Genomic DNA, 26,222 nt, shown 5'->3' on the forward strand with positions numbered 1-26,222 from the left:
TTGGTGGCGGCGGCCCACCGTGGCAGGCTTAGACACTGCACCAGAATTTCCGGGAGGAATCCACCATGGCCGCAGCCCAGACCACACGTACCAGGACTCCGGCGTCCAATACGGCCACCTGGCGGGACGTGACGCCTGCCGAAATCGTCCTGGTGGGCGGACCGGAGGAATACCTCGGCATCCGTGCCATGGACCATGTCCGCGCCCAGGTGCGCACGGCGTTCTAGAGGTGCGACCCAGTCAGCTATGAGCTTCCGATCAGCTGGATGCAAGGACTCAACCGACCCAAATCTGGCAATGTACTCAGCAGCGCGCTTTGAGTACGCAGTCTCGACCTCTGTGCCCGTCATGCAGCTACACAGTGTGGGCGGCATTACCGACGCTGTCACTACCGCTGGTTGGCTTAATTTTCTGAGATTGGCCAGATATTGGGCATTGCCCCGGATCGACGGCTCGTAACGCTTCACTTCCTCGGTCTGAACATGGTCCGCGATGAGAATTAGCGCCGCTGCAGGGGCAGCGTCACGCTTCCCCTGAGCATGCAGCGTCAACAACTCAAAGACAGCGAGTGACACCGAGTTGGGAAACTCTCGGCGTGCATTGGAAAAGATCGCAAGCGAGGACGGTTAAAAGATTCCACCTGTACTCGGAGAACGAGCCCCTGTTGGGCTTCGCCGGTCTCTATGAGTTCTGGGCTGATCCGTACCTGCCCGAGGATGACCCGGGCCGGTGGCTGCTCAGCCGCACAGTGCTGACCACCACCACGCAGGACGCCTTGGGACACGTCCACGACAGATCGCCAGTCATCATCCCGCGCGACCGCTTTGCTGAATGGCTGGACCCGGACTTGACCGACAAGGACGATGTCCAACACCTTCTGGACTCCTTGCCGGAACCGACCCTGACACCTCGGATCGTCAGCCCGCGGGTTAAAAGCGCGGGGAACAATGGGCCCGAGCTCATCGAACCCGTCGAGCCTGCCGCCAAATAAACTCATGTGGTACTCAATGGCACCATAACTAACCCGGCACCGAAACGAGGACACGCAGCGATGGGAAAGCAGGCGGAAGAAGTGAACCAGATAGAGGTCCCGGCACGGATGTCCTTTCGCAGGATGCTGTCCCTTGAGCAGGTCCAGGAGATCCTGAACCTCGGCATGCCTTCTATCTTTGCGCTCGTGAAAAGTGGTGAGTTGCGGGCGCCGCAGTTCGGTGGACGCAACGTCTGGCGCGTGCGGGAAGATGATTTGGCTGCTTACATCGATGCCGCATATGCCAAGACCGCAGAGAGCACCGCATCAGGACAGCTCCCGGAAGGCGATACTCCCATCGACAGTTAAAAGATCCAGTTTCCCACCCGACCTGCCCCAGCCCTCCCTACCTGGCGTGCAGCGCATCTGCATGTGTGCTCTGTACCGAAAGGCATCACTGTGACTCACGGTTATGCTGCACTTTTTGGGACGACATCCGGGACAGGCAGGTTACGGGGATGCCCCGGTCCAGATGTCATTTTCAGCGGTCCAGGGGCGCTGCCGCGCCGTGGGGGTCGAAAATAGGGGGCGGCCGGCCTACCGGCTGTAGCTTGACGGCGGGGACGGCTACATGATGTTAACGTCTGCTGCGGTGAACGCCGTGACTTCTTGGTGCCGTAGTTGAGCCCGTTTTTCAGCGTGGTGTGGAGGGCTCCACGGGAACCGTGGATTGTTGCTTCGAGCACGAGTGCTAGATTCCTGATTTACTCCCTGCCCTCTCCGCGGCAGTCACATGCCCATATCCCTTCAATTTCAGAAAGTGCCACGGCAATGGACATCGTCCATGAGCGGTCCGTCGGGATGGATATATCCAAACGCGACGCAAAAGTATGTATCAGAGTCCCGGGCAAGCGTCTGGGCCAGTTCACCTCGACAGTCACCACCTGGGGATCCACCACAAACCAGATCTTGGAGTTACGGCGGTTTCTGGAAAAACAGAACGTCACGGTCGTAGTGATGGAGGCGACCAGCGATTACTGGAAGCCGTTCTACTATCTGCTCGAGGAGTCCCTGCCGGTCATGCTGGTCAACGCCAGACATGCAAGGAACCTGCCCGGGCGCAAGACCGACGTTTCCGACGCGGCATGGCTGGCGCAGCTTGGCGCGCACGGGCTGTTGCGGGCCTCGTTCGTTCCGCCCGGGCCTGTCCGCGAATTGCGGGATCTGACGCGGGCCCGTGCCGTCACCGTCCAGGACTAGAACCCGGGAGCTCCACCGCCTGGAGAAGTTCCTCGAGAGCACGGGAATCAAGCTTTCGGGCATGGTCAGTGAACTCACCGGGGTATCGTCCCGGGCGATGCTCGAGGCGTTGATCCGTGGGGAACGGGATCCCCAGGTACTCGCGCAGTTTGCCCGGGCCAGCATGAGGTCGAAGATCCCGGCACTAACCGAAGCGCTCACCGGCATGTTTGACGAGCATCATGCCTTTATGGTCCGGCTGCACCTGGACCGCATCGATCAGCTTGCCCGAACTATCACCGTGCTGACGGAACAGATCGACACGGCGATGGAGCCCTTTCGTGCGGCCAGGGAAGCGCTGAGCACGATCCCTGGTGTCTCAACGCTCGTCGCTGACGTGATCATCGCCGAAACGGGTGGCGACATGAGCGTATTTCCCACGGCCGCACACTTGGCATCCTGGGCCGGTGTCTGCCCGGGATCCAACGAATCCGCCGGCCGGATCAAATCGACAAGAATCATGCCCGGCAACAAATATCTCAAGGGCGCGCTGGGCATCGCCGCGATGGCCGCGTCCCGCGGCAAAAACACTTACGTCAGCGTCAAATACAAACGGATCGCCATCCGGCGCGGACGGGTCAAAGCCATCGTCGCCATCGAACACGTCATCCTGACCGCGACCTGGCACATGCTCGCCAACGGTGAGGTTTACAAGGATCCTGGCGCGGACTTCTACCTGACGAGGGAACCTGAACAGGCCAAAGCCAAGGCCATCCGTCAGCTCAAAACCCTCGGCTACGATGTCAACCTCACACCGGCGGTTGCATAACCTGGCGTCTATTTTCGTACTAGAAGTCGTCTGCACGGAACGTCGGAAGTCCTCTGCACGCCTATCCCCGGGCCGCAAGGACAGATAGCCCCAATTGGCACCTGAAGGACAATTGGCCAGTCCTCTACGTTTTGGCCAATTGAGTCGGCGTAGGGGCCTGCCGCTGGGCGTGCGCTACGACGACCTGATCTGGGCGGTGGAGCCGGGCACTGAGACCGTCCAATGGTTCAGCCGTAGGGAAGGGTGAACGGGGAGATCTTCGCGGCTTTCCGGCGAGGAGACGCCAACCGCGCAGGAAACTGGCGTGGCGAGGTTCGGACTGCCGCCCTGTTCCGGCTCCGGGCCTTTCACCTGCAGCGGGAAGCCCGTTGGTCCGTCTGGCGCCTGTTCAGCGTCACGGACGGGGACGGGGATTGAACTCGAGGCTGCGCAGATTCAAGGATTTCATCGAGTCCTGACGAGCCGGTTCCGCAGCAGCACGCCTCCGGGTTGCCCCTGTGAGCACCAGCCGGTCGGCACGGGCCAAACCGCTGCTCAGCCAAACGGCATACGCCCGTTTGAGGTTTTGGGGCCTGCAAGACTTGGCACCTCACGACACTTTCGGGAATGCCTGCCCTATCTGTGGTGCTTTCGGGTCCGTGCCCGTATAGCCTGTGCATGGGGAGGGCCGTGCCGGCACCCCCGGACGTCCTCGGGTGTGGGGCGGCCTTGTCATCCATAGCACTGGGGCCGAAATGACAAACGAAACGCAGCCGGTGGATCACCTCGGTTCCTCCTGGGACCTCGTGGAGGCCGTGCCGGATGCTCTGCTGGTGATTGAGGGGGACGGGAGGATCACGTTCGTCAATGCCCACACCGAGCGGCTCTTCGGTTATCCGCGGAGCCAGCTGCTGGGCAGGCATTGTGAAATCCTTCTTCCGGCGCGGTTCAATGGCCACGGCGACGCCATCCGCGACCGCTTCGCCACCGACCCGGGGATGCGCAGGGCAGGAACGGACATGAAGCTGTTCGGCCGTTACCGTGACGGCACCGAGTTTGCCATCGAGATCAGCTTCGCTCCCCTCGGCGCCGGACCCGGCATGAAGATCGTCGCCTCCATCCGGGATGTGAGTGAACGCGTCCGCGTTGACGCGGAACTCCGTGAGGCCCTGTCGTTGCTCGGCGCCACCCTGGAGTCCACCGCGGACGGCATTCTGGTCGTGACGGCCGATGGGCGGATTGCCGGTTCCAACGAGCGGTTCGCCATTCTCTGGGGCATCCCGGCGGAGCTCCTGGACTCCCACGACGATGGCAGCGTGATGGCCTTTGTCCTGGATCAGCTGGTCAATCCGGACAGTTTCGTGGACAAGGTGCGTGAACTGTACGCCGATCCCGGCGCCGAAAGCCTGGACGTGCTGGACTTCCGTGACGGGCGCACTTTTGAAAGGTACTCCCGGCCCCAACTCGTCGGGGAAGAGATTGTCGGCCGCGTCTGGAGTTTCCGCGATGTGACTTCACGCCGCCGAGCGGAAGACCAGGCGCGGGAGGCTCTCGCGCAGCTCGAGGGCCTGGGCGCCATTGTAGAATCCTCAGCGGACGCCATCATTGGCAAGACGCCCGAGGGCCTTATCACCAGCTGGAACCCCGGGGCCGAACGACTGTACGGCTATGTTGCCGCCGAAATGATGGGCCGGGACGTTCGGATTCTTATCCCGGATCGTCACCGCACGGTAGAGGACGAAGTGATGGCCGCGGTCATGGACGGTGGGGTGGCCCGCAGCTTCGAGACGGAGCGGGTGCGGAAAGACGGGTCCATCGTGCCCGTGTCCTTGACTGTGTCCCCTATCCGCGGCGAACACGGGATTCGCGGGATCGCGACGATCGGGCGGGACATCACCGCTCGAAGGGCTGCAGAAGCGGAGTTATCGGCCGCCCGTGAGGCGGCGTTGGAATCGAGCCGGTTGAAGTCCGAGTTCCTGGCGACGATGAGCCATGAGATCCGGACGCCGATGAACGGCGTCATCGGTCTGACAGCGCTGCTCCTGGACACACCGTTGGATGAGACGCAGCGCAAATACGCCGAAGGAGTTCAGACGGCGGCCGGGGCCCTGCTGACCCTGATCAACGACATCCTGGATTTCTCGAAGCTTGAGGCGGGGAAAATTGATCTGGATGTCACCTCTTTTGATCCGCGGAACCTTGTAGAGGAAGTTGCCGCGCTGCTGTCCGAAGACGCGCAGGGCAAGGGTCTGGAACTCATCGCTTACTGCCGGCCGGAGGTTCCGGAGCGGCTGGCTGGTGATGCCGGCCGGATCCGGCAGATCCTGTTGAACCTGGCTTCGAACGCCGTGAAGTTCACCGCGTCAGGTGAGGTCGCCATCCGCGTGAACGTCGCGGAACAGGACGCAGGAAAGGCGGTGGTGCGGTTCGAGGTCACTGATACCGGAATCGGCATCCATGCCGCGGATCATCTGCGCCTGTTCGATTCGTTTTCCCAGGCCGATGCCTCCACCACACGCCGGTATGGCGGAACCGGGCTGGGCCTGGCGATTTGCCGGCGCCTGACCGAAGCGATGGGCGGGAAGATCGGTCTGAACAGCGCACCGGGTGCGGGCAGCACGTTCTGGTTCGCGATCCCCCTGCCCGTGGCTGAAGCCCATGCGGGGAACCCGGAGCCTTTGAATGCCCGTCTGCTGGCCGGGCTGCGGGTGCTGGTGGTGGATGACAATGCCACCAACCGGCTCGTGCTGGAATCACAGCTGACCGCGTGGGGGATGCGGCCGGATGCCGTCGCGGACGCGAGCACCGCCCTGGACCGGTCCCGGACCGCGGCCGCCACCGGGCAACCGTACGACATCGCCGTGCTGGACATGTGCATGCCGGAAATGGACGGATTGGAGCTCGCTCACGAGCTCAGCGCCGACCCCGCCCTGCAGGGTATGCGGCTCATGATGCTGACCTCCACATCCCAGGTCGCAAAGTCCGATCTGGCCGCGGCAGGCATCCGTGAATGGCTTACCAAACCCGTGCGCGGTTCAGAACTTTACGACCGGCTCATGCGCCTCATGGCCGGCACCTCATCGGCCGTGCCGTCGCCGGCAGTGGCCAGGTCTGCGCGGCTGGACGTGCCCTTCCGTGGCCGGATCCTGGTGGTAGAGGACAACGAAGTGAACCAGCTCGTCGCCCGGGGAATGGTCGCCAAACTCGGCTACGAGGCCGACGTCGTCGCCAACGGCGCCGAAGCAGTCTCAGCCACCGCCGCGCGCTCTTATGTGGCCGTACTCATGGATTGCCATATGCCGGTCATGGACGGCTTCGAGGCCACGAAGGCCATCCGGGGCAGGGGAGACCACCCGGCACGCCTGCCCATCATCGCTATGACCGCCGGGGCCCAGGACGAAGACCGTGAGCGCTGCCTCGCGGCCGGCATGGATGCCTACCTCAGCAAACCCGTGGACCTAGCCGCCCTGGACGAAGCCCTGGCGAGATGGGTGCCCCGGACCACACCCACTGCGGGACGCCCGCCAGCGGTGGACCCGGCGCGGCTGGCAACCCTGCGCGACCTTGGACCGGCAGACGGGCGCGGGCTGCTGCCCGCGGCAGCCGACGCCTTCAGGCGCGGTGTTCCTTCCAGCGTGGCTGCCCTCCAGCAGGCTGTGGATGGCGGCGGAGAAGGCCTCGAAGAAGCAGCCCACAAACTCAAAGGCGCCGCAGCCAATATCGGTGCCAGCGGCGCGGCCTCACTATGCCAGGAACTGGAGCAGCTGGGACGCGAACCCGGTGGCCAACCCGGTCCGGAGCTGCTGGCCCGGCTCCGGACCGAGCTTGCACGGGTGGATACTGCGTTGGAGTACGCCTTGGCCGCAAGACCATGAAGGTCCTTGTCGTGGACGACGACCCGGGGTCGCTTTTGGCCGCGAAGGCGGCCGTTGAACGCTCCGGGCACGAATGCCTTACAGCCGCCGACGGGTACGCCGCGTGGCGGCTCTACCAGAGCCACCGACCCAAGGTCGTGGTCACGGACCTGATGATGCCCGGACTCGACGGGCTGGGCCTCTGCCGGGCCATCCGCAGGGCCGAGAAGGACTCCTCCTACACATATCTGATCCTGCTGACCTCGCTCGGAGCCCGGGAAGATGTCCTGGCCGGCATGGACGCCGGCGCGGACGACTACGTCACCAAACCGCTGGACCCGTTCACGTTGCACACCCGCCTGATCGTGGCCCTCAGGGTGACCTCCCTGCACACCGAGCTGGCCGGCTACCGCCGGATGCTGGCCGAACAGGCCCGCACCGATCCGTTGACCGGCCTGCGCAACCGGCTAACCCTGCCCGAAGATCTCCAGCAACTGCACCGCCGCAGCGAACGGTACGGACTCGACTACTGCCTGGCCATGTGCGACGTGGACAACTTCAAGAGCTACAACGACACCTACGGCCACCAGGCAGGCGACGCGGCGCTGAAAACGGTCGCTGACGCCCTCGCCGGCCAGGTCCGACAAAGCGACGGCATCTACCGGTACGGCGGAGAGGAGTTCCTTCTCCTGCTTCCGGACCAGTCATGGTCCGGGCGAAGGCCGTGATAGAACGCTCCCGGGCGGCCGTGGAGAACCTCGGTATCGCCCACACCGGCGATCCATCCGGCGTGCTGACCATAAGTGCAGGGATATCCGCATACAGGCCCGGCCACAGGATCGGCCGTGAAGAACTCCTCGCAGAAGCCGACACGGCACTGTATGCGGCCAAGACGACAGGCAGGAACAAAGTCACTGTCTCGGATGCAGTCCACACCTAAGCATCCCAATACCGGCGACGATCGTTAGAATACCGCTCCCGCCGATGACCGGAGCCCCGGCGTGCAAGGCGCTGGATGGACTGCAGAGGTGCCAGTTTGTCAGATCCCTACAAGACCACGCGCCCGGCTCACATCCTAGGAACTGGAACGCCCGAGAATGGTCACTCGAAAAAGGGTGACACGCTGTGAATCGCAGCGATAAATGGCGTCGTTTTCGCAGCGATAAATGTCCACTCCCGGCCGCCGACTCACAGGTTGGTAGGTAGCTCCGATGCGTATGCATCGTGCAGGATGCGAGTGAACTCATGGGTATCCCCAAGCGGATGCTCGGCAATGCGCGCAATATGGATGCCCGGACTCCACGAGTTCATCACCGCGCCCGCGAATTCCTCACTTAAGTCCACTGCGCGGATCGAGCGCGTGACCTGGTCAACGTCGCGGGCGGCCAGTTGGCGCTTCAGGATTTGCATGGTGATGCCGGGTAGAACGTCAGCCTTCGGCCAGATCACCGATTGCCCGTCCCAGAACGCAATGTTCCATATTGTGGCTTCGCTGAGACACCCAGAGGCGTCGGCGAACATGGCGTCGTCGAAGCCGCGCTGATTAGCGTGGCGAAGGAATTGGGTCTTCGCCACTTCGCCTACGTGCTTGACGTGCGGAAGGTGCCGCGAGTGCGAGACGACATCAAGGGCTAGTGGCTCAGCTGACGGCGTGACCGGATTCGTGACTTTTGTGAGCACGTCAAGCTCAACGTTCCCATGAGTTCGTATGAATTCCCCGGGCCGCGAACTAACAAAGACAGTCAATGAGACGTCGGGCGGTGTGGACCTTACCGCCGACGAAAGGAGTTCACGGATCTGTTCATCTGGCAGGTGACGTCCGAAGAGCTCATCGCTCGCGTCACGCAGGCGGTCGAGGTGGAGATCAAGCCCCCGCACTGCTCGATCGCGCACCTGCATGGCGGTGAAGTGCGCGTACCCCGCGAACACCAGAGGGGCAAGGTCGTCGGTGGTGGCAGGCTTACCGTTGAAGTACGTTTTGGAGATCATGCTTACAACGTAGGAGTTGACACTAGTGACAAAGGCAAGCGCCGACGGTTTGCTCCGGGTCGGAGAGCTCTCAGCCCGTACCGGGGTCAGCGGCAGGTTGCTGCGCCACTACGAGAATCAAGGAATTCTTCCGGCGCAACGGTCCTCGGCCGGGCAGAGACTGTTCGAAAACAGCGCCATTGATCAGGTTCTGTACATACGTGAACTGCTTGATGTAGGACTGCCCATCCGTGTGATCCGTGACCTGATGGACTGCATCCACGAGCCTGGCCGCCTCGACCCCTGCGCTGTCCCCGTTCTTCTCGAGCACCTCAGCGACTATGACGCACGGATTGCCTCGCTCGTCACCACGCGGGCGTCGCTCCAGGGACTCATCGACGCCTCAGCTCCCGAACCTTTACCGGACGACCAATTGGCGTCAGACGCGTAAGACCTGAATCCGCAAGAACCCTCGCTCAAGCCCGAATTCTCTCCGCGCCCGACTCGAGGAACGTATTGATGCTTGGCCTCGCTCATGTCCATTGAGGGCAAAGGCGCGTAGATTCACCCCATGGGGACACAGGAACTCTGGGCCGACATTGTTAACTGGCTGAACATCAACGCCCCCGTAACAGCCAAAACCATCCGAGCACCCGCACCGGAACCCCGGATCCGCTCATTTGAACCGGCCGCGCCGAACGGCTGGCCCAGCGATCTGTCGACCATGTATCGCCTCTTCGACGGTGCAGAACCGTCAACGGCGGGGAACATTCTCCCGAGGTATCGCCCACTTCCCCTGGAAGAAGCTGAGAAAGAACGACAAATGATGCTCAGCATCTGGGCGCAGGTCGGGGCGGACTTCAATGCAGAATTCGAGCGGAGAAAAAGTTCCCCAATCTCCCGAAATCTCCGGGCGATCGGAGAAGCCCACAGCAGCGTTCCTGTGCCCGAACCCCATAAACCCTACGACCCAGCAGACGTTGAACTTGATGAAGCCGGTACCCGCGCCTGGATGTTCATCTCCTCGTTCCTGCCGATCGCAGACAACAACAAGGCCGGCGACTACCTGTTCGTCGATCTCAGGTCCGGGCGGCAACACGGCTGCGTCAGCGAGTATTTCAAGGACGAGGCCGATTGGCGCCCCGCCATCTGGCCATCCGTTGAAGAACTCCTGGACGAAACGCTGACGAGCCTGCGAACAGGACGACCAGTGTTCTTCACTAGGCCTTCGGTGACAGACGGCAGTTTGAATTGGAAACTAGTCCGGGAACGGTATCCCAGCAAACAGGGAGCCCCCGAACGCCCGGCCCGCGACAGGGCACCCAGATCCCGACTCGTAGTCAGGAAAATGAACGAGTCAATAGCGACCGTTTCGACGCCTCCCTTTGTTGCATTCGGAGTGCCTCGCGGACAGCCGCTGGAGTTAGGGTTCGGGCGTCCCTTTGGGGAACGGCGGATTCAGGCGGTCCCCCACCGGGGCAAGAGACGTCCAAAATTTCCGGATAGCGAACACCGCGTCTCGACCGCGAAACAGGACCTCGACCGGCAGATCGAAGCATTGCGCAGCGAAGGCATCCCTGCCCGGCACATTGACGTGGACAAGAAATCCGGATCCACCACAAACCGGCCCGGACTTCATGAAGCACTCGACCAGGCCCGCGAGGGGGACGTGATCGTGGTGCACACTCTGGATCGACTGGGCCGCACCGTCCGCGACACCCTGAACCTGATCCACGACCTGGCCGGTCGGGGCGTCGGAGTCCGGAACTTGGCTGACCCGATCCGGGTTGATTCCGCCAACCCGGAGGATCCCATGTCACAGCTGGCAGTTGTGATGCTCGCGCTCTTCGGCCAAATGGAACGAACGTACGCGATCGAACGCGCAGCCCACGCGCGTGCCGTTGCTGCTGCTAAGGGCAAAAGGATCGGCCGGCCCAGCGTGGTCGATCCAGCGAAACTCGCCTACGCAGTACACCTTCGCGACAATGAGGACCGGTCCATCTCCGAGATCGTCAAAGCCACCGGTATCACCCGCTCCAGCCTCTACCGTTACCTGCCGCCCCGATCACCGGAGACACTGACCGCCGAGAACCAGCAGCACGCCTAAAGCCCCTAACGTCGGCGGCGGTTCGTGCAGGCGACTTCAGACAGACTGACGGTTGGTGCACGCGACTTCGAACGCTTCCGTGTCAGGAGTCGTCTGCACAAACCCCGTAATTCCGCGGAATCCAGTGCAGACGACTTCTGAAACTGACACCAGATCGGGAGAGTGTCCCACTTAAGGGTGTTCCGGTTTGAAGGAAGTGGGACACCCAATCCACCCTGGGCTTGTCGTGTCACGGGGACGGTTCGACGACAGCCAGGCATGGCATTACATGGTCGGCATGTTGTAGTGGTCCGCGATCAGTTCCACTGTGCGTGCTTGTGCAGGGCGGGAGTGCCCTTGGACGACCAGCATTACTTCGTCGACACGCGTTTGGTCATGAAGCTCTTCCAGCCCGTTTGCCACTTCTGCTGCCGTTCCGTGAAGCGAACGGTCGGTGTATTCCTCAAGGACCTCCCTCTCGTGGACGTTGGCCTGAAAGGCTTCGACCTCTGCAGGAGGAAGGAGTGAAAAGGTTTTGCGTTGGAACATTCTCAGCATTGCCATAGCCGACGTTGCGGACTGGCGCCGCGCCTCAACTGGATCTTCATCAGCAACCGCTCCTACGCTGACTAGGCTGTACGGCTCGTCCAGGAACTGGGACGGGCGGAAGTCCCGGTAGATCCGCATGGCATTGAGGACATCGGCACTGCCGAACTGCAGCGCAAACGCGTACGGTCGACCGAGCCGTGCAGCCAGGTGCGCCGAGTAGACAGAGGATCCCAAAATCCAGATATCAGCGCTGGACTTGGCTTGCGGAACCCGGTTCTGCTCCGCCTGCCAAGGGCCCGGCACGGCAGGGACATCCCGGTAGGGATGATCTTGTGGGAAGTCGTTTCCAAGAAACCCGAGCAGTTCCCTGATTTGCTCGGGAAAGTCATCGTTTGCCGCATGATGACGCCGTAGTGCCGACGCGGTTGCTCCGTCGGTGCCAGGGGCCCGGCCCAGGCCGAGATCGATCCTTCCCGGGGCCAGCGCGTTGAGCATGCCGATCTGTTCGGCGATCACCAGGGGAACATGGTTGGGCAGCATGATTCCGCCCGCGCCAAGCCTGATGTGTTCGGTCTCGCCGATAAGCCGGGCCACCATGAGCTGAGGTGACGGTATGGAGGCGCCGGGCATCGCATGATGCTCGGACATCCAGAACCGCTGGTACCCGCGTTGGTCGGCCAGCTGCGCAAGTGCAATGACGTCGTCGAAGACTTCCCGGGCCGAACAGCCGACCCCCGTGAGCGCATTGTCGAGCACCGACAGGACGAAAGGGGCGGTGCCGGAAGGACGTGAACGAATCATGGAACCGCCTCATCTATCACGGTATCGGGATGACTTTGACGTGATAATCCACGTTAGTTCGCTATCACGTTAAATTGCAAATGATACCGTGAGTACATGACGAAGGTCCCACTTCCCACCGCTCCTGGAACCGCCGAGCACCTGTGCCTGGCACTGGCCAACAGCGTCGTTACGCTCCCGGGCGGGCAGCTGGCCGATGAACTCGACAATCCTGAAAGTGCCACTGCTTGGCTCATTAGGCATGACCTCGTGCCCGACGGCACCGGACTGCTGGCGTACTGCCAGCTTCAGCTCACCGACCTGAGAGGGCATCTGCGTGCGGTGCTGGCGTCACACACCGAGGGCCTCGCACCTGGTCTTGAGTCCCTGGAAGGGGTCAATCAGGCCCTGACCGCGGTGCCTACCGCCGCCCCGCTGCGATATGAGCCCGATGAAGGACTGCGCCGGGTTGCGAGCCATCCTTTGACACAACTCGTCGCCCACGCGATGGCGCAGATCGCGGAGGACGCGGCTGCGTTATTGACAGGACCCGACGCGCATCGCATCGCGCAATGCGCGGCCGAACCATGCGACCGGTTTATGGTCCGAACACATGCAAGGCGGCACTGGTGCTCCACTCGATGCGGTGCCAGGCAGCGGGCCAATCGCGCCTACGCGCGCAAACGGGACACGACTCCTGCACGCTGACTGTGGCGGTTATACCTAGTCTCAACGTTGCGGTTTGCTGGGCAGGCGGTTGGGTCTGACATGAATCAGCGTCCGGGTCCGGGGCTGAGCTGTGCGTCGAAGTGGCGTCTGTATTCGGTGGGCGTGGTGGAGAAGGCTTTTGCGAAGTTCTGTCGGAGGGTTACAGCGCTGCCAAAGCCGCAGTCGGCTGGTCTATGGAAAGGTCCGTGGTTTCCAGCAGCCGCCGGGCAGCGTCGAGCCGTCGCGTGCGTATCCAGGAGGAAGGTGTTGTCCCTGTTGTTGCCCGGAAGGCGCGGATGAAGGTTCGGCGACTCATGTGCGCCTGGGTGGCTAGGCGTTCGATATTGAGAGGTTCACCCAGGCGGCCCAGAGACCATTCGAGCAGGCGTGCCATCGGGTCCTCGGAGGAACGCGGCGGAAGGGGGTGTTCGATGTACTGCGCCTGTCCGCCCTCGGTAGCAAGTACAGCCGCTGCCTTCGCCCTCTCGGGATTGATCTTTCATTTTTCAGGAAGCCCTCCGACCGTAGACGGATTCTTCTACCCTGAAGGATTCGTGGGTGCTGTCAATGGCATCGCGACCGGTCTTCTGGTCGGTGGTGCGCAGTGGTTGATGCTCCGTACGGTGCATCTGGGGTCATGGAGGTGGCTGGTCGGTACGGCACCGGCATTGTGGTTTGCCCACGTCATCGGCGATGTGATTTCCGACCGGTATGCCATGGCCCTTCTTGCGTTGGGTGGCGGGCTCCTCCTCGGGGCGCTGCAGTGGTGGGCCATGCGCTGGACATCCAGGACCGGGGCTATATGGACCGCCGCGTCCACCATCGCGTGGGCGGCAGGCATCTGGATCGGAAACCTGGGCGGAACCGCGGAGGACTAGCGTGTCGCACACCTGATCCTCGCCAGCGCCGTCGGGATACTGCTGGGAATCACCACAGGAGTCCTGTGGATGCTAAACGCCGTCATGGAGAAGAGACCTGCGAAGTCCTTGGCAACTTAGATGACATCGGCGGCTCACCGTAACCCCGGTCGGCGTACTCCAACGGACCTGCAGCGGTGGCTATCGTCGTGCGGCGGTGCGTGAGGCAGGCCTGAAAATCTTCAGGCTTCAGGGGAGTTGGCATGATCCTGCTCATTACGCCTGAGAATGGTTTTCGAGGAGCTCGGCCAGGGTTTCCAGGTTGGCCCGGACCGTCCGTGCTCGGGCTCGTTGGATGACCGAATCGGCCATCTTGCCGAACACGCCGCCCAGGCCCGATTCGGCTTCGAGCCGATAGGTCAGATGTGTCCCGCCATCCACGGGTTCCCGCGAGGCGCCCACTGTGAACTTAGCGGTCCTTCGACACCTGTATTGACAATGCGCCTGGGAGGATCGAATTCTGTGCCCTCCGTAGCCCACTGAATGCGTCGCCCCAGGATCTTACTGGTGCCGCGTGTGCGGGATCCGATCCCGGGCAGGCCATCACCCTCCTGTTCGGCTTCGATGACGGAGCTGTCCCAAACTGCGAAGTTTGCGGGGTCGGCCATGAAGTCGAAAACTTCGGCAGGGGACCTGCGGATGAACACAGTCTCTTCAATAACAGGCACGATCTTCCTTTCTGGAGTCCTGACATAAGGTGCCGGGACGTTGACTTGTCTCGAGGGTGTTGTCTTTCGGGCTGGCCGCCGCTTAGCTTTATCCGTCTCGGGCGGGATTTCGGATCAGCTGAAGCGGAAGTTCGCCTGGTAGCTGGCGCCATCGGCCAGCTTGAAGGTCAGGTGCCGGCAGGTGTTCTTCCAGGCCTTGTTGGTTTTCCAGTTGTATGCGTACCGGTCGGTTGGAGCGTCATACGACAACGCGTTCGCCCCGGGCGACACAGCCGTCTCCTCGATAAGGTCTACCGGAGCGGAGAGGTCACAGTTGATCTGTGCTGATGTTGGAGAGCCTGCGGCCAGGATGTTCAGGCCACGGTCCCCGCCGAGGGAGAACCTGACAGGAACCACACCTCCGGCTTTGGTGGCATTGAGTGTCGGCAGCGGGTCAACGGACCCGACGAAATTGCTGAATGGCCAGACGACCTTGTATGAGATTGTCCGGGTTACTGTGTTTCCGGCGTTGTCGGTTGCGGTGACGGTGAAGGTTTTTTCACCGACCGCGGATGTGTCGAGTGCCGCGCCGTTGTCTGCCGTGCCGGTGCAGGAGGCCAGTCCTGAACCACCGCCTTCATCTGCGCACGTGTAGGCGGCTGTGAGAGGACTGCCCAGTACTGTTTCGCTTCCCTCCGCGGGAAACTCAATCTCCACGATAGGGGCGAGGGAATCGGTCCGCGCTTGCCAGGAAGACACTTCCCAGTCCTGCGAGCCGGCTGGCGGTTCGGGCAGGGCAGACAGTATCGTCCCGTCCAGAGACGCCAAATAATTGCGGCCTGTGCCGCTGGCGAATGAGTTGATCACCAACCTGTCGCCCCGGGGGGAGGGCTGCCACCCGTTCGTCTGCGAGTCGATCACATCTTGCAAGAGGATGCCGTCCACACTTACTCGGGTGTGATGGAGAGTCTCCCCGTTCCGGTACTCCCACTCCAGCTTTTCGCCATCGGGATGCCAGTGCGGTTGACCCGGGTGTGGGTATGGGCCGGTGGTGATGATCTCGGACAACGCCACCGGGTTGGAGCCGTCTGCCTCGGCGCGCATCAGGATGATGCTGCCGGAGTAGGGGTTGGAGATCCGTCCTGTTACTTGAACCCAGGCCAGGTGCCTGCCGTCAGGGGAGTACTCCGGGAGGAAGTCATGGTCGACACCGGTGACGACTGCTGTCTTGGTCCCTGTGGCGACGTCGAATGCGTATATGTCGCCGCCCTGCGCCGCCGCGACGCGGGTGCCATCGGCAGACCAGGTCAGGCCACCCTGGCCATCGTCGATGTCCTCGGAGGATATGAGTCTTCTTGCGGATCCGTCGGCATTCATTACCCCGACCCTGACTCTGTCCGAGAAGTCGCGGAAGGCAAGTTGCAGCCCATCCGGCGACCAGGTGGGGTTGAATGTCTGGCCGCCTTCAGTGAGCCTAACCGCGTCTGTCCCATCAGCGTTCATAGTCCAGATCTCCCGGGGAGGCTCTCGATCAAAAGCATCATATGCGCGGACGAAGGCCAGTCGTCCATCGTCGCCTCGGAAAGTCGCTGAAGCCGGCGGTGCGACCAGAGCCGATATTGCTAGGGAGACAGAGACCACAATGGTATTGAGAACTACATTCCCTCTGCGGCCTTTGGGCCGTCTGAAATTGGGCATGGAACACCTCACTCACTAATCGACGGGTGAACTCCCCCAGTCCGTTCATGGATTCCTGACGGACTCTCGTGGCAAATGTACGCCTAAACCGTTCTCCGGAGAATAGGCGGGAGCATCCTTATTCCAAGACAATCCTCCCCTTGAAGTCTCCACAAGGACCTCCTCACAAATCGAGTGCGGAGACCTACTTATGAGGCACGTATGCCCTTTGCGGCGCAAGGTCCACCACTGGGTGGCCCTGCTGTTCGTGGCCTCGCTCTGCGTGCACATGCTGCGCGTGTTCTTAATGGGTGCCCGATGCACGCCACTTGAGGAAGCTGAGCAGGTCCGATGATCGGGACTTGGGCTTGGCGGAGCGCTGCGAGATCGGCTGCGGGATCCATCACTCGCCCCTGAGGCGGCGGAGGGCGTCCACCCGGTTGTTGCTCCCGAGCTTGGTGTAGGCGTGCTCGATGTGCTTCGCGACGGTCCGGGGACTGCACCCGAGCAGGCGTCCGATCCCGGTCGCCTTGAGGCCCTGCCCGAGCAAGCGCATGACCTGCTGTTCGCGCGCGGTCAGGGAATAGGCCTCTGCGTTCGCTGTCTCCGCTACCTTGTGTGCGTTGCCCCCCGCGTATGCAGAATCGAGCAGTTGCAGGATCGGCTGGATCTGCTGGGCGAGCGAGGCGTCGTTGTCGCTGAAGTCATGGTTCCAGCGGTTCATGGTCCAGCAGTGGAAGTAGTCGACGCGGCATCCGGCCGTGAAAAGCACGAGCTGCCGATTCACGCCTACGATGGAGAGTGCTTCTTGGAAGGCGCGGGTTCTGTACAGCTCGAGGTCAGAGACCAGGTCGCTCAGGCGGCGGGGACGCCAGTCTCCGCCCACGCCGTCGGTTTGGACGCTGGCGGCGAACGGATGCTCGTCGTACATATCGAGCATCATCTTTTGCACATTGGCGCCGGAGTAGTGAGGGTAGGCCACTACCTCCGCCGTGCCTGCTCGGGCGTCCAGGGAACTCCAGGCTGCGTGGTCTGACGGGAAGAGCTTCAGAAGGAATTGGCTGGCGGCGTCCAGATAGGCGTCACGGTCCCCGAGGTGGTTCAGTTGCGCTGCGAAGTCGGCTGCAGGGTCCATGGCTCCCCTTTGGGGCGGGCGGGCTGCGGAAAGGTTAGGGCCGGCTGACCCCCACCTATTTGTACAAGAAGATTAGGACTGGCCGCCTATACGTACAAGTGCGTATTTACTGATTCTCGAACAGAGCGGGACGATGTAGCTGAAATCAATCGAGCCGCTGCCGCCAAATCAGGGAAAGGAGAGTGGTCCGTGATTCCCGGCTCACCCTTCACATGCAAGGCCGTCCTGTAACCAGCGCGCGCCTGGTCCGGCAATGACCGGAATTCCTCCAGTTCCCGGTCCCTTCCACTGAATCGCAGCGGCACCATCGGCCGGCCCATGGGAAGAGAGTATGGCACCAGGATGCGGACGAGGTCACGGGGCTGGGCTCTTGTAGTCATTTAAGTACCAGCAAGGATACTGCTGCTGCCCTAGCCGACAGAGTCTGAACGCACCGATACATCCCTATCCAAAGAACCAGGTGAACAACATGATGAATCGAACCAAGGGTCTGATCCTCACAGCTGCCGCAGCTGTCGGCCTGGCAACGTTCACTGCAGCACCAGCCTTGGCCGGGTATGTCCTGAGCAATCATTGTGAACCTGAACTTGAGCCTTAGATCCATCCATTCTGAAACGAGGTGAACATCATGAAGCGAACCAAGCGCCTGATCCTCGCAGCTGCGGCTGCCGTAGGTTTGGCAGTCGCAGCAGCGTCCCCGGCCATGGCAGGAATTGCCCTGACCAATCATTCCGAGCCCGTTGTAGGCTGACATGCCTTTCGGCAGGATGAGGGCCAGGCGATTGCACCGTCTGGCCCTCAATTCCCTGGCTTCGGGCGACATGCAGCGAGCCGGGCTCTTGGCCGAACAGGCCCTGCGGCGGCTCCCAACTAATGACCCAACCCTTGGACACGTGATCGAAAGGGTCACAATGATCCTCACCCTCGCCTCAGTTGCCGACGAGTCACGACACCTCAGAGAAGCCGCTGATTGGCTGACCGAAGCTGCCACAGTCCTCGAAGACTTTCCGAATTCCGCGATACGGGATACCTGGCTGGCAGAGGTTCTCACACGACTCGGGGATAGCTTGCGCCAGGCCGGACACCATGGAGAGGCCCTGGAAGCTCTGCGTCATGCCTGCGCTCTCGCCGAGCAGAACGGTACCGAGCCGCTACGCACCGCAGGGGCCCACAACGCATTGGGGATACTTGCGAAAACCACGGGAGACTACCCACGAGCGGTCCATCATTACGCCCAGGCACGACTACTGATTGAGACCACGCTGGGTACGGATGCACCTGAATTGGCGAGTTTGCATCACAACCTCGCCGGCCTGTTGCACATCCAGGGCCTGTACCTCAAAGCGGAACCTGAGATCCGTACCGCACTGGAGCTTCGCCGAGGTGGCCGGCTTCCCGACAGGGCCGGAATCGCGGCCGACCTGTCAGTTCTTGGCGCAGTCCTGGCCGGCCAGGGCCGGTTTGAGGAAGCCAAGCAGTCTCTGGAAACGGCCCTTGGAATGTGGGAGTCCCTTTACGGCCCGCAGCACTACGAGGTAGCAGTCCAGCTCCATAACCTGGCAAGCATCCATCAGGAGGCCGGTGACTTAGACGCCGCCAATGTCTACTTCGTCCGGGCCCTGGATATTAAGGAGCGTACGCTCGGCGGAAGCCACGTCGAGATAGGTGAGGTGCTTTGTAACTTCGCCTCACTGCGGTGCGAGCAAGGCTTCACGGCGGAAGGCCTAATGCTCTACGCCAAGGCCTTGGCCATTTTTGAGGCCTGTTTTGGCCCCGATCATCCGAAGACGCAGATGTGCGCGGGGAGGCGAAGTCGTGCCGCAATGGCTATTTCCAAGTGAAACTACAATCTAAAGGACTTGTTGAAAATGAGAATCAAGCGAGCGAGAGCTCCTAATGATTGGGCGAGTGTCGTGAATTCCTCGCCTGGGCAGAAGTGAAACTGGACTTCAGGAGCGCGGGAAGATCATCAGCGATAGGTGCTTACGCAATCGTATTGACAAAACCTAGCGGTCGGGCCAATCTCAGAAGCACTAGATTCATGCCGTTGCTGGCGTGAATTCTCAAATGCCTGAATATACATCGGATCATCTCACGGTTGGCGCTGGGACGCCCGCGACTTGGCCGAACAAAAGTAGGACGCCATGTCTGTGCGCACTCTCCAAAATCGCTATATACCGCATCGCCTTGGCGCGGAATCCGTCAGGCGCTGGGCGTCAATGAACTTGGACATCATGCTGAATCTCGCGTTGCAGGTTCATTGTGAGGCAGACCACCTCATCGAATTTCTCGTCGGTTCGCCCGAGTTCGGGAAATTCCGGCGAACCGACGGTTCCTTGGGGGGCCGATAGTCTCGTCCCGCCGGGAGAACATAGTGCCGGTTGCATCGAAATTAGAGGAATTCACACAAGGAAGAGGAAGGCGAAAGCCAAGGACGGGAGCAGCAGACCCTTCTTCCGGTCGCAGCTCGAACTCTGCGGCGAAGCCCGGAGCAATCGAAAGGAAAAGAATCATGAAAAAGCCATCGCCGCGGGAATCTGAGGTCATGCCCGCTGCATCAGGGGCAAATCTAAACACTGTTCGAGGGATTACTATTTCTGCAGGGACCGGAGGGCTTCTGCTGGTCGCCTATGCAATCCTTATGAACGTGAAACCGCGGGGCTGTATCGCCGATGAGTGTGTCGGTCAAAGTTACCGCGCAGCGGGGCCATTGGAGTCAGCCCTGGCCCTAGCGGCCATCGGGCTGATGATTGCGACGGCGTTGGGTCTCTACCAGATGCACCGCTTCGAGGGCCGGGGAGCGCGAATAGTGCGGATAGCCTCCCTCATCGCTGCAGCCTCACTGTTGGTTGGGATTCTAGGGCTCGTGATCAACAACGTCTTCTTCAATTCAGGGCTGGTGTACTTCCTAGTTGCTTTCCCCAGCATTCTCTTGGCCATGTTGGCCTTCGCGGTCACTGGCGCAGGACTGATGAGGTCCCGGGTTATGCCTCCATGGGCAGGAGCAATGTTGATCCTGACATCTCTACTGCTGCTCGTCCACAACGATCAGAACGAGCTGATTCTCCTCGTCATTCCCTTCGGAGTGACCTGGATGGTCCTGGGCGGCTTGCTGTGGTCGACGACCGCATCCTCCAGCAGCAGATGGCACGCCCGTATTCAGCATGTGTGAGGGCCCATTACGGGAAGCCTCAACGCGAGCCGGCACCAAGTTCCGGCCCTTGCCATCAACCACTGAACTCAATTGAAAGGAAGAGTCATGGAACAGCCAACGGCGCATGGACGAGGAAATACGCCGGACGCATCCGGGGCAGCAAATCCAGGCACTGTTCGCGGAATTGCTATTTGCGCAGGTCTGGGCGGACTTTTTCTGGTCGCCTACTCAATCATCATGGCACTGAAACCTGCCGGCGTGGTCAGTTACCTCGAAGCCGGACCACCCCTGATGTTTGCGGCACTGGGCCTCATAATTGCCACGGCAGTTGGTCTCTTCCGGATGTACCGTTTTGAAGGCAGGGAGCGAGAGTCGTGCGGATAGCAACCCTGATCGCCGCAGCCTCGTGGCTGATTGCGGTTTTGGGAGTTGTGGTCACGGCGGTTTTCTTCCAAGGAGACTCATCGCTGGTCTACGTCCTGGCCGTTTTCCCCGGGCTTCTCGTGGGCATGCTGTCCTTCGCAGTCGCGGGCGCAGGACTGATGTGGTCCCGGGTGCTGCCTGCCTGGTCAGGTGCGCTGGTGGTCCTGACATCACTGTTGCTGTTTGGCTTCAACGCTGAGGACGATCGCATTCTCTTTGTCATTCCCTTCGGGCTGACGTGGATGGTCCTGGGCGGCCTCCTGTTGTCTGCGGCGCGTCATCACCCAACACAAGACGGCACGCCCGTCCGTACTCAGCATGCATAACACGCGTTGCGGAATTACGAAGGACTGACTGTCATCCCCTGAACCAAATTTTTCCGACCCTAATCATCTGGAGAATTGAAAGGACTTGTCATGAATATCAACAAGGTTATCGGACTGGCAGTACCCGCAGCGGCAGCCTCAGCGCTACTGCTCCTCGGAACAGCGGTGCCGTCACAAGCCGACCACACCCACGTCAAAGTCGTGGGCAGCGGTGAATGCATCGTTCTCGCCGAAGGCTCGGGCGAGTCCCATGTGGACCTCCCCACCGCAGTATTCGCGGGCAATCCCAACGTAGACATCGTTGAGGCCGACGGGCTGACACATCCGCTGCACCTTCTTGTGCACCGGGGAGTGCCCGGAGACAACCTGTCGCTGTACGTGCTCGGCAGCCCGGCAGCCTTGGCGGCATGCCCTGGCGAGTTCGTCAACCGGTAGGAGCGACAGGGCAGAAACCTGAGTTTGAATACGAGGCCGGCCCCGCACGGGCCGACCCGGGCTCCTATCTTCTGATCACCCCGGCCTCAAAGGACGTCCATTGACTGAAGTCATCGTCGTGGCATCCGCGCTGCTTTTCCTTGCCGGGACGTGGCTTATCGTCATCTGGGGCGACAAGACCATTCAGCCGCCGGTCAATGACGGGGCATACCCGAACCACCGCGCGGCCCGGTCTGCTGCAGTTCGCCGATACTTCTGGTGGGCCAATCTTGGCTGCTTTGCGGCTTTGATCTCCGGGCTGCTCATGGCATGGCCCGGTGGCCGTTTAGTGATGCGTATTCTGGCGGAAACTTCCCCGGACTCGGCGCAAGGCCGCATTACGGACGCTCAAGCCACTGTCGGACTTGTAACCCCTGACGGGACCTTGGCGTTACTGCTATTCGCCGGCATGCCGACCGGATTCGTGGCAGCGCTGATTTACCTGGTCATCTACCGCTGGCTCCCCTCGGGAAGACTGTCCGGGCCGCTGGCAGGACTCCTGGGGCTCATCGTGTTCGGTGCCGGTGTTGAACCCTTCAGACCCGACAACGTCGACTTCACTCTTATTCGCCCTGGCTGTCTGTCGGTACTGCTGTTCACCGTCCTTGCGGTGCTGCAGGGGGCAATCGTGGCAGCCGCGGCGGGCTGGTACAGCCAACGGCTTCCCCTGCCCTCGCGCCGGGCCGTCCCGGCATACTTGCCACTTCTGACGGCTGTTCTGACGACTGTGGTTTTTCCGCCCGCTGCGGTCCTCATCCTGGTCGGTGTGCTCCTAGTCATGGCGTGGCCGGGGGTGGCGACTGGCCGACATCACGGGCGGGTTTCTCGCACGTACGTTTGGCCCGGCAGAGCGCTCCTTGGGCTGGCTGTGCTCCTGGCCCTGCCGGCGTTCATCACTTCGGTAGTTTTCATCGTGTCTGTTTAAGCGTGAGTCGCATGGCAATATCCGGTCCGCGGCGTCAGAGGACCTCGAGGATGACACTTTTTAGCTGTACACCCCCACGATCCAGCGCCACGCTCTCCCGGGCTGCCTGAACGGAACCTTCAATGAAAGCTTCAACTGGAAACCTCGCTAACAAGATGCTTGGCCACGGCCCTGGCGTCCTCTGGGCGATGTTTGTCGGAGCCGTGCTGTGGGTCGTCCTCGGATACTTCCGGTTCCTGACTCCCTTGGGGTTGGACGTCACATTCCGGGACGACCTTGGGTACTCCCAGATCCTCAGAACTGAATTGTTCCTGCTGTACAACCTGCCTGGTGTTCTGGCGCTTCTGTTGACCTCCTGGGCCGCCCTTTCGTACCTGACCACCCTTCGCACCGCACGCACCGGGCTGAAGCGCGCGGCGCAGGTATTTGCGCTGCTGGCGTCTCTTTTGGGCCTCGTCGCGGCTGCGGGTCAGATAATTCAATTCGATCCCCTGACAACGGGCGGTCTCCGCCTTGGTGCACCAATCCTTGGCTTGGCCCTGTTCCTGGCCGGACTGAGCGTGGGAAGAGACAGCAATAGGCAAGAAGGACATCAGCGATTACTAGTGCTCGAACTGATACTGCTGGGCGTCATCGGGATGGCCACACTTCCTGTGGGGACGATAATTTACGCCTTGGCGCTGCTGCCCCACGTATTTGGGACCGGCCTATACGCCCTGTTCGGTGCAGGCTGGATCATTCTTGGCTTCAGTCTCCGCAACGAGAGAGCCGCCTACGCCTGAATGTCGTTGAATCGCGATCAGGAGTCAGTCCCGCATCGTTCAACGACTTCAATGTTGTGTTCACCGAAGACTCGGCGTCAACGCAGGCGTTGCCTCAAGATCCGAGATGCTTCCTTGTGGGCTGGCGGCCTGCGGAAACTTTCCAACGCCAGTTCAGTAGCAGCGACAGTGGCAAGAAGCCGACGAGTGCGTGGTACAGGAGATGCCATCGGCCTGGAAGATCCCAGCCTTCCGGCGCGTGCTCGCAGAATCCTGGAGCTTCAGCTCCCCACAGATTTGCCGGTACGCAGGGGCTGAGTAGGTGAGGTAGTGCCTCGCCTCCTATGAAAACGACAAGGGGGCCTGCAGCTGCCAGGGCGCCAAGTATCAGGCCGCGCCGATTCCGCGTCCGTGGAGTGGCCAAGGTAAGCAGGAAGGCAAGGGCGCCGAGGAGTGCCGCGGTGCCAAGAAGTGCCATTGGAATCACTACGGGCATGTCTTCAAGGGTTAGGGGTCCGTCAGCGCCGCCAAAACATGGTGGACTCGGGCAGGGGTTTGGCGCAGGAACTTCGCGTTCGGGGGCTGGGCTCCAGATCACGGCCGAAATGATGCCGCCCATGACCGCCATGACAGCAGCCAGCAAGACGATGATGATTGTCCAACGTGCCAAGCGTTCTATGCGCATGCATTAGATTAGTTCCCGATTGCAAACTAGCGGTAGCACGCGGAGTTTCCAGCCGACGTGAATCGTCAGTGACTGCACTGAAAATCGGATACGCGCGCGTTTCCACCAACCGCCAGGACCTCACCGCACAACGGGAAGGCCTCACTGCCCTCGGTGTCGCCCTTGAAAACGTCCATGTTGACCACGGACTTACCGGCACCAACAGGACCCGGCCGGGACTCCTCGAAGCGCTGGCCGCTGTGCGTTCCGGTGACACTCTTGTCGTCACCAAACTCGACCGCCTGGCGCGATCTCTTCCAGACGCCCGTGATATCGCCTTGGCGGATCGATCTACGATCCCGACGATCCCGTCGGCCGGCTGCTGTTCAACGTCCTCGGCATGGTCGCAGAGTTCGAGGCCGATCTGATTCGAATGAGAACCCGCGAAGGCATGGCAGTCGCCAAAGCCAAAGGCAAACTACGCGGAAAACAACCCAAACTCACGGCCGCCAAACGCCGCCACCTGCTCGCCGTCCACGCTGCCGGCACGCACACCCAGACCGAACTGGCAGAACTCTTCGACGTCTCTCGCGCAACCGTCTACCGAGAACTCCAACGCCCACAACCAGTCCAACTCTGACCGAAGGCGACGGCGGCCGCCCCTGCTGCGCGACCGCCGTCGAACCCTAAATGACGGAAGCCTATCGAGCGCAACTGACAGACGATCGATTGAACGCCAGGGCCTCATCGGCGTTTCATTTCAGAAAGCAGACGTACCATTGGGCATGGCTCGTTTCGGGATGAAGATGGCATGCACGTTCCTGGCACTTCTTGGACTATTGGTCACAGGAATGGCTCCGCTGGCAGCGGCTCCGCCACCCCGAAATACGGACCTGGTGGGCAACGACGTTTCCTGGCCCCAGTGCGGTAAGATCCTTCCCAGCGGGCAAGCATTCGCGATCGTGGGCGTGACCGGCGGACTGGCCAACAACACCAACCCTTGCCTCTCTGAGCAACTCGCTTGGGCCGCTCGCTCTACCGGGGGAACTGCGCAGCCCAAGGTTGCTTTATACGTGAACACTGCCAACCCAGGACATGCGGGCTCTTGGTGGCCGTCGTCCAACATCTACCCCAACGTGGAGGTTGCCAATCCCTATGGGACATGCGAAGGCGAAGTCGACCTCGCCTGCTCATACATGTACGGCTACGCGAAGGCTTATGACGACGCTACTATCCGAGGCGTGGCGAGCCCCGGCAAGTATTTCTGGTGGCTGGATGTGGAGACGGGCAATAGCTGGCAGACCGGTACCGACCTGAACCGGGCGGACCTTGAAGGGATGGTCGCCTACTTCAAGAGCATCACTGCCGGAGTTGCGGGCGCCGGTGTCGGGATCTACTCGACGGGCTATCAGTGGGGAACCATCGCCGGGACCGTGCCATCCAGTAGCCCCCTCACGGGGCTGCCAAGCTGGCTTGCAGGTGCCAAGACCCTGCGGGGAGCGAAGTCGAATTGTTCTTTGCCCGGTCTGACGCCCGGCAGCCCGGTATCAGTGACGCAGTATGTGTCGGCCGGACTCGATTACGACTACTCCTGCCCGTAGGCAGCGCCCCTTCATCCCAAACACCCCAACGCATTCGTCACTACCGCCAATGTGGGCCGCACCCTCGACCCCGACGACTTCACCGACGCCCAAGCCAAAGCCGCCATCGAACGCATAACCCGCAGGGTGCCTACCGCCATCAGGCCAAGACTTCAACCTCATTGGAAGCAGACCCGAGGGCAGTGCGAGCACGTCGGCCGAAGAGCGGTGCTTGTTCATGTTGTCCAAGCCGTGGATCAGGGCAAGGGTCCGGAGGGCTCGCGGACGGCAAGAGACTATAGCGAAAACTGCGACGGTCTCTTACGGCGTTGATTAGCCGATCCTTCCTACGGTTCGTCGCCTCAATCTGCATAGGTGAAACTCACCCCTGCACTGAACTATGTCTGGAGCCAACTGCAGCCTGGTCCTGGGTGCACTGCTGATCGCTGCACGCAGCCTCCGCCTGCCCCGCCTGCCCCGGCTGCCCGCGGCAGGACTGGCGCTGACCGGCCTGGCAATGTTTGTGGTGCTCGTGGGCCCGGACGCCAGCGTCCTGCGCGCCGCGCTGATGGGTTCA

The 26,222-nt window shown here is 61.4% G+C and carries 27 protein-coding genes and 3 pseudogenes; 23 read left to right on the forward strand and 7 right to left on the reverse strand.

What is annotated here, in order from left to right:
* The first annotated feature begins 65 nt into the window (after nt 1-65).
* From ACX80V_RS21440 to ACX80V_RS21470, 7 genes and pseudogenes are all read left to right on the forward strand, one after another.
* Nucleotides 66-227: a hypothetical protein gene (locus tag ACX80V_RS21440; protein ID WP_485844843.1), complete on the forward strand. Its 162-nt coding sequence runs from the start codon at nt 66-68 to the stop codon at nt 225-227.
* Between the two features lie 368 nt (nt 228-595).
* Entirely contained in the window at nt 596-991 is a 396-nt protein-coding gene (locus ACX80V_RS21445) for an SOS response-associated peptidase (RefSeq protein WP_485844844.1), read from the forward strand.
* A 60-nt stretch (nt 992-1,051) separates the two neighbouring features.
* Nucleotides 1,052-1,339 carry a helix-turn-helix domain-containing protein gene (locus tag ACX80V_RS21450; protein WP_485844845.1) on the forward strand — a complete coding sequence of 96 codons (288 nt, stop codon included), beginning with the start codon at nt 1,052-1,054 and terminating at the stop codon, nt 1,337-1,339.
* Between the two features lie 462 nt (nt 1,340-1,801).
* Nucleotides 1,802-3,038: pseudogene (locus ACX80V_RS21455) on the forward strand (IS110 family RNA-guided transposase).
* A 734-nt stretch (nt 3,039-3,772) separates the two neighbouring features.
* The gene (locus tag ACX80V_RS21460; RefSeq protein WP_485844846.1) at nt 3,773-6,892 is read left to right on the forward strand and encodes a PAS domain S-box protein; all 3,120 of its coding nucleotides are present in this window, start codon (nt 3,773-3,775) and stop codon (nt 6,890-6,892) included.
* Complete coding sequence (locus ACX80V_RS21465) at nt 6,889-7,599, forward strand: GGDEF domain-containing protein (protein ID WP_485844847.1); 711 nt, start codon at nt 6,889-6,891, stop codon at nt 7,597-7,599. Before ACX80V_RS21460 ends, ACX80V_RS21465 begins: the two co-directional genes overlap by 4 nt.
* Entirely contained in the window at nt 7,596-7,811 is a 216-nt protein-coding gene (locus ACX80V_RS21470; RefSeq protein ID WP_485844848.1) for a diguanylate cyclase, read from the forward strand. Before ACX80V_RS21465 ends, ACX80V_RS21470 begins: the two co-directional genes overlap by 4 nt.
* Before the next feature lie 248 nt (nt 7,812-8,059).
* Here the strand turns inward: ACX80V_RS21470 and ACX80V_RS21475 are convergent, their stop codons facing one another.
* Nucleotides 8,060-8,860 (reverse strand): aminotransferase class IV family protein, encoded by an 801-nt coding sequence (locus ACX80V_RS21475; protein WP_485844849.1) that lies wholly within the window; start codon nt 8,858-8,860, stop codon nt 8,060-8,062.
* A 25-nt stretch (nt 8,861-8,885) separates the two neighbouring features.
* Here ACX80V_RS21475 and ACX80V_RS21480 point away from each other — a divergent pair, with 25 nt between their 5' ends.
* The 3 genes and pseudogenes from ACX80V_RS21480 (at nt 8,886) to ACX80V_RS21490 (ending at nt 10,946) form a co-directional block, all read left to right on the forward strand.
* Nucleotides 8,886-9,290, forward strand: coding sequence for a MerR family transcriptional regulator (locus ACX80V_RS21480; RefSeq protein WP_485844850.1), 405 nt, complete (start codon nt 8,886-8,888; stop codon nt 9,288-9,290).
* Between the two features lie 273 nt (nt 9,291-9,563).
* Nucleotides 9,564-9,959: pseudogene (locus ACX80V_RS21485) on the forward strand (hypothetical protein); the annotation flags it as partial.
* Between the two features lie 336 nt (nt 9,960-10,295).
* The gene (locus ACX80V_RS21490; RefSeq protein WP_485844866.1) at nt 10,296-10,946 is read left to right on the forward strand and encodes a recombinase family protein; all 651 of its coding nucleotides are present in this window, start codon (nt 10,296-10,298) and stop codon (nt 10,944-10,946) included.
* 264 nt (nt 10,947-11,210) lie between these two features.
* Here the strand turns inward: ACX80V_RS21490 and ACX80V_RS21495 are convergent, their stop codons facing one another.
* Nucleotides 11,211-12,275, reverse strand: coding sequence for an LLM class flavin-dependent oxidoreductase (locus tag ACX80V_RS21495; protein WP_485844851.1), 1,065 nt, complete (start codon nt 12,273-12,275; stop codon nt 11,211-11,213).
* A 96-nt stretch (nt 12,276-12,371) separates the two neighbouring features.
* Here ACX80V_RS21495 and ACX80V_RS21500 point away from each other — a divergent pair, with 96 nt between their 5' ends.
* Nucleotides 12,372-12,962: a CGNR zinc finger domain-containing protein gene (locus tag ACX80V_RS21500; protein ID WP_485844852.1), complete on the forward strand. Its 591-nt coding sequence runs from the start codon at nt 12,372-12,374 to the stop codon at nt 12,960-12,962.
* 160 nt (nt 12,963-13,122) lie between these two features.
* On the opposite strand, the gene ACX80V_RS21505 is transcribed toward ACX80V_RS21500, so the two are convergent.
* Entirely contained in the window at nt 13,123-13,278 is a 156-nt protein-coding gene (locus ACX80V_RS21505) for a helix-turn-helix domain-containing protein (protein WP_485844853.1), read from the reverse strand.
* 238 nt (nt 13,279-13,516) lie between these two features.
* On the opposite strand from ACX80V_RS21505, the gene ACX80V_RS21510 reads away from it, so the two are divergent.
* Nucleotides 13,517-13,840, forward strand: a complete 324-nt coding sequence (locus ACX80V_RS21510; protein WP_485844854.1) for a hypothetical protein — start codon at nt 13,517-13,519, stop codon at nt 13,838-13,840.
* A gap of 255 nt (nt 13,841-14,095) precedes the next feature.
* On the opposite strand, the gene ACX80V_RS21515 is transcribed toward ACX80V_RS21510, so the two are convergent.
* The 4 genes from ACX80V_RS21515 to ACX80V_RS21530 form a co-directional block, all read right to left on the reverse strand.
* Nucleotides 14,096-14,281, reverse strand: coding sequence for an SRPBCC family protein (locus ACX80V_RS21515; protein WP_485844868.1), 186 nt, complete (start codon nt 14,279-14,281; stop codon nt 14,096-14,098).
* Nucleotides 14,239-14,547: an SRPBCC family protein gene (locus ACX80V_RS21520; protein WP_485844855.1), complete on the reverse strand. Its 309-nt coding sequence runs from the start codon at nt 14,545-14,547 to the stop codon at nt 14,239-14,241. Before ACX80V_RS21520 ends, ACX80V_RS21515 begins: the two co-directional genes overlap by 43 nt.
* 114 nt (nt 14,548-14,661) lie before the next feature.
* Nucleotides 14,662-15,903, reverse strand: coding sequence for a PxKF domain-containing protein (locus tag ACX80V_RS21525; protein ID WP_485844856.1), 1,242 nt, complete (start codon nt 15,901-15,903; stop codon nt 14,662-14,664).
* A gap of 703 nt (nt 15,904-16,606) precedes the next feature.
* A complete protein-coding gene (locus tag ACX80V_RS21530) occupies nt 16,607-17,338 on the reverse strand; it encodes a response regulator transcription factor (protein WP_485844857.1) in 732 nt (243 codons plus the stop codon).
* Nucleotides 17,339-17,966: 628 nt separating this feature from the next.
* Here ACX80V_RS21530 and ACX80V_RS21535 point away from each other — a divergent pair.
* The 11 genes and pseudogenes from ACX80V_RS21535 to ACX80V_RS21585 all read left to right on the forward strand — a co-directional run.
* Nucleotides 17,967-18,089: a hypothetical protein gene (locus tag ACX80V_RS21535; protein ID WP_276203725.1), complete on the forward strand. Its 123-nt coding sequence runs from the start codon at nt 17,967-17,969 to the stop codon at nt 18,087-18,089.
* Between the two features lie 160 nt (nt 18,090-18,249).
* Nucleotides 18,250-19,179: a tetratricopeptide repeat protein gene (locus ACX80V_RS21540; RefSeq protein ID WP_485844858.1), complete on the forward strand. Its 930-nt coding sequence runs from the start codon at nt 18,250-18,252 to the stop codon at nt 19,177-19,179.
* 671 nt (nt 19,180-19,850) lie between these two features.
* Nucleotides 19,851-20,510 (forward strand): hypothetical protein, encoded by a 660-nt coding sequence (locus ACX80V_RS21545; protein ID WP_485844859.1) that lies wholly within the window; start codon nt 19,851-19,853, stop codon nt 20,508-20,510.
* Between the two features lie 87 nt (nt 20,511-20,597).
* Nucleotides 20,598-20,876, forward strand: a complete 279-nt coding sequence (locus tag ACX80V_RS21550) for a hypothetical protein (protein WP_485844860.1) — start codon at nt 20,598-20,600, stop codon at nt 20,874-20,876.
* The gene (locus ACX80V_RS21555) at nt 20,867-21,241 is read left to right on the forward strand and encodes a hypothetical protein (RefSeq protein ID WP_485844861.1); all 375 of its coding nucleotides are present in this window, start codon (nt 20,867-20,869) and stop codon (nt 21,239-21,241) included. Before ACX80V_RS21550 ends, ACX80V_RS21555 begins: the two co-directional genes overlap by 10 nt.
* 90 nt (nt 21,242-21,331) lie before the next feature.
* Nucleotides 21,332-21,676, forward strand: a complete 345-nt coding sequence (locus tag ACX80V_RS21560; RefSeq protein ID WP_485844862.1) for a hypothetical protein — start codon at nt 21,332-21,334, stop codon at nt 21,674-21,676.
* Between the two features lie 100 nt (nt 21,677-21,776).
* Nucleotides 21,777-22,640, forward strand: coding sequence for a hypothetical protein (locus tag ACX80V_RS21565; RefSeq protein WP_485844863.1), 864 nt, complete (start codon nt 21,777-21,779; stop codon nt 22,638-22,640).
* Nucleotides 22,641-22,762: 122 nt separating this feature from the next.
* Nucleotides 22,763-23,422: a hypothetical protein gene (locus tag ACX80V_RS21570; protein WP_485844864.1), complete on the forward strand. Its 660-nt coding sequence runs from the start codon at nt 22,763-22,765 to the stop codon at nt 23,420-23,422.
* Nucleotides 23,423-24,154: 732 nt separating this feature from the next.
* Nucleotides 24,155-24,705 (forward strand): annotated as a pseudogene (locus tag ACX80V_RS21575) (recombinase family protein).
* Nucleotides 24,706-24,850: 145 nt separating this feature from the next.
* Nucleotides 24,851-25,666, forward strand: coding sequence for a glycoside hydrolase family 25 domain-containing protein (locus ACX80V_RS21580; protein ID WP_485844865.1), 816 nt, complete (start codon nt 24,851-24,853; stop codon nt 25,664-25,666).
* 379 nt (nt 25,667-26,045) lie between these two features.
* The coding region (locus ACX80V_RS21585) for a ComEC/Rec2 family competence protein (protein WP_485844867.1) at nt 26,046-26,222 on the forward strand (177 nt) is incomplete at its 3' end.

Source organism: Pseudarthrobacter arbutini (assembly GCF_054510915.1).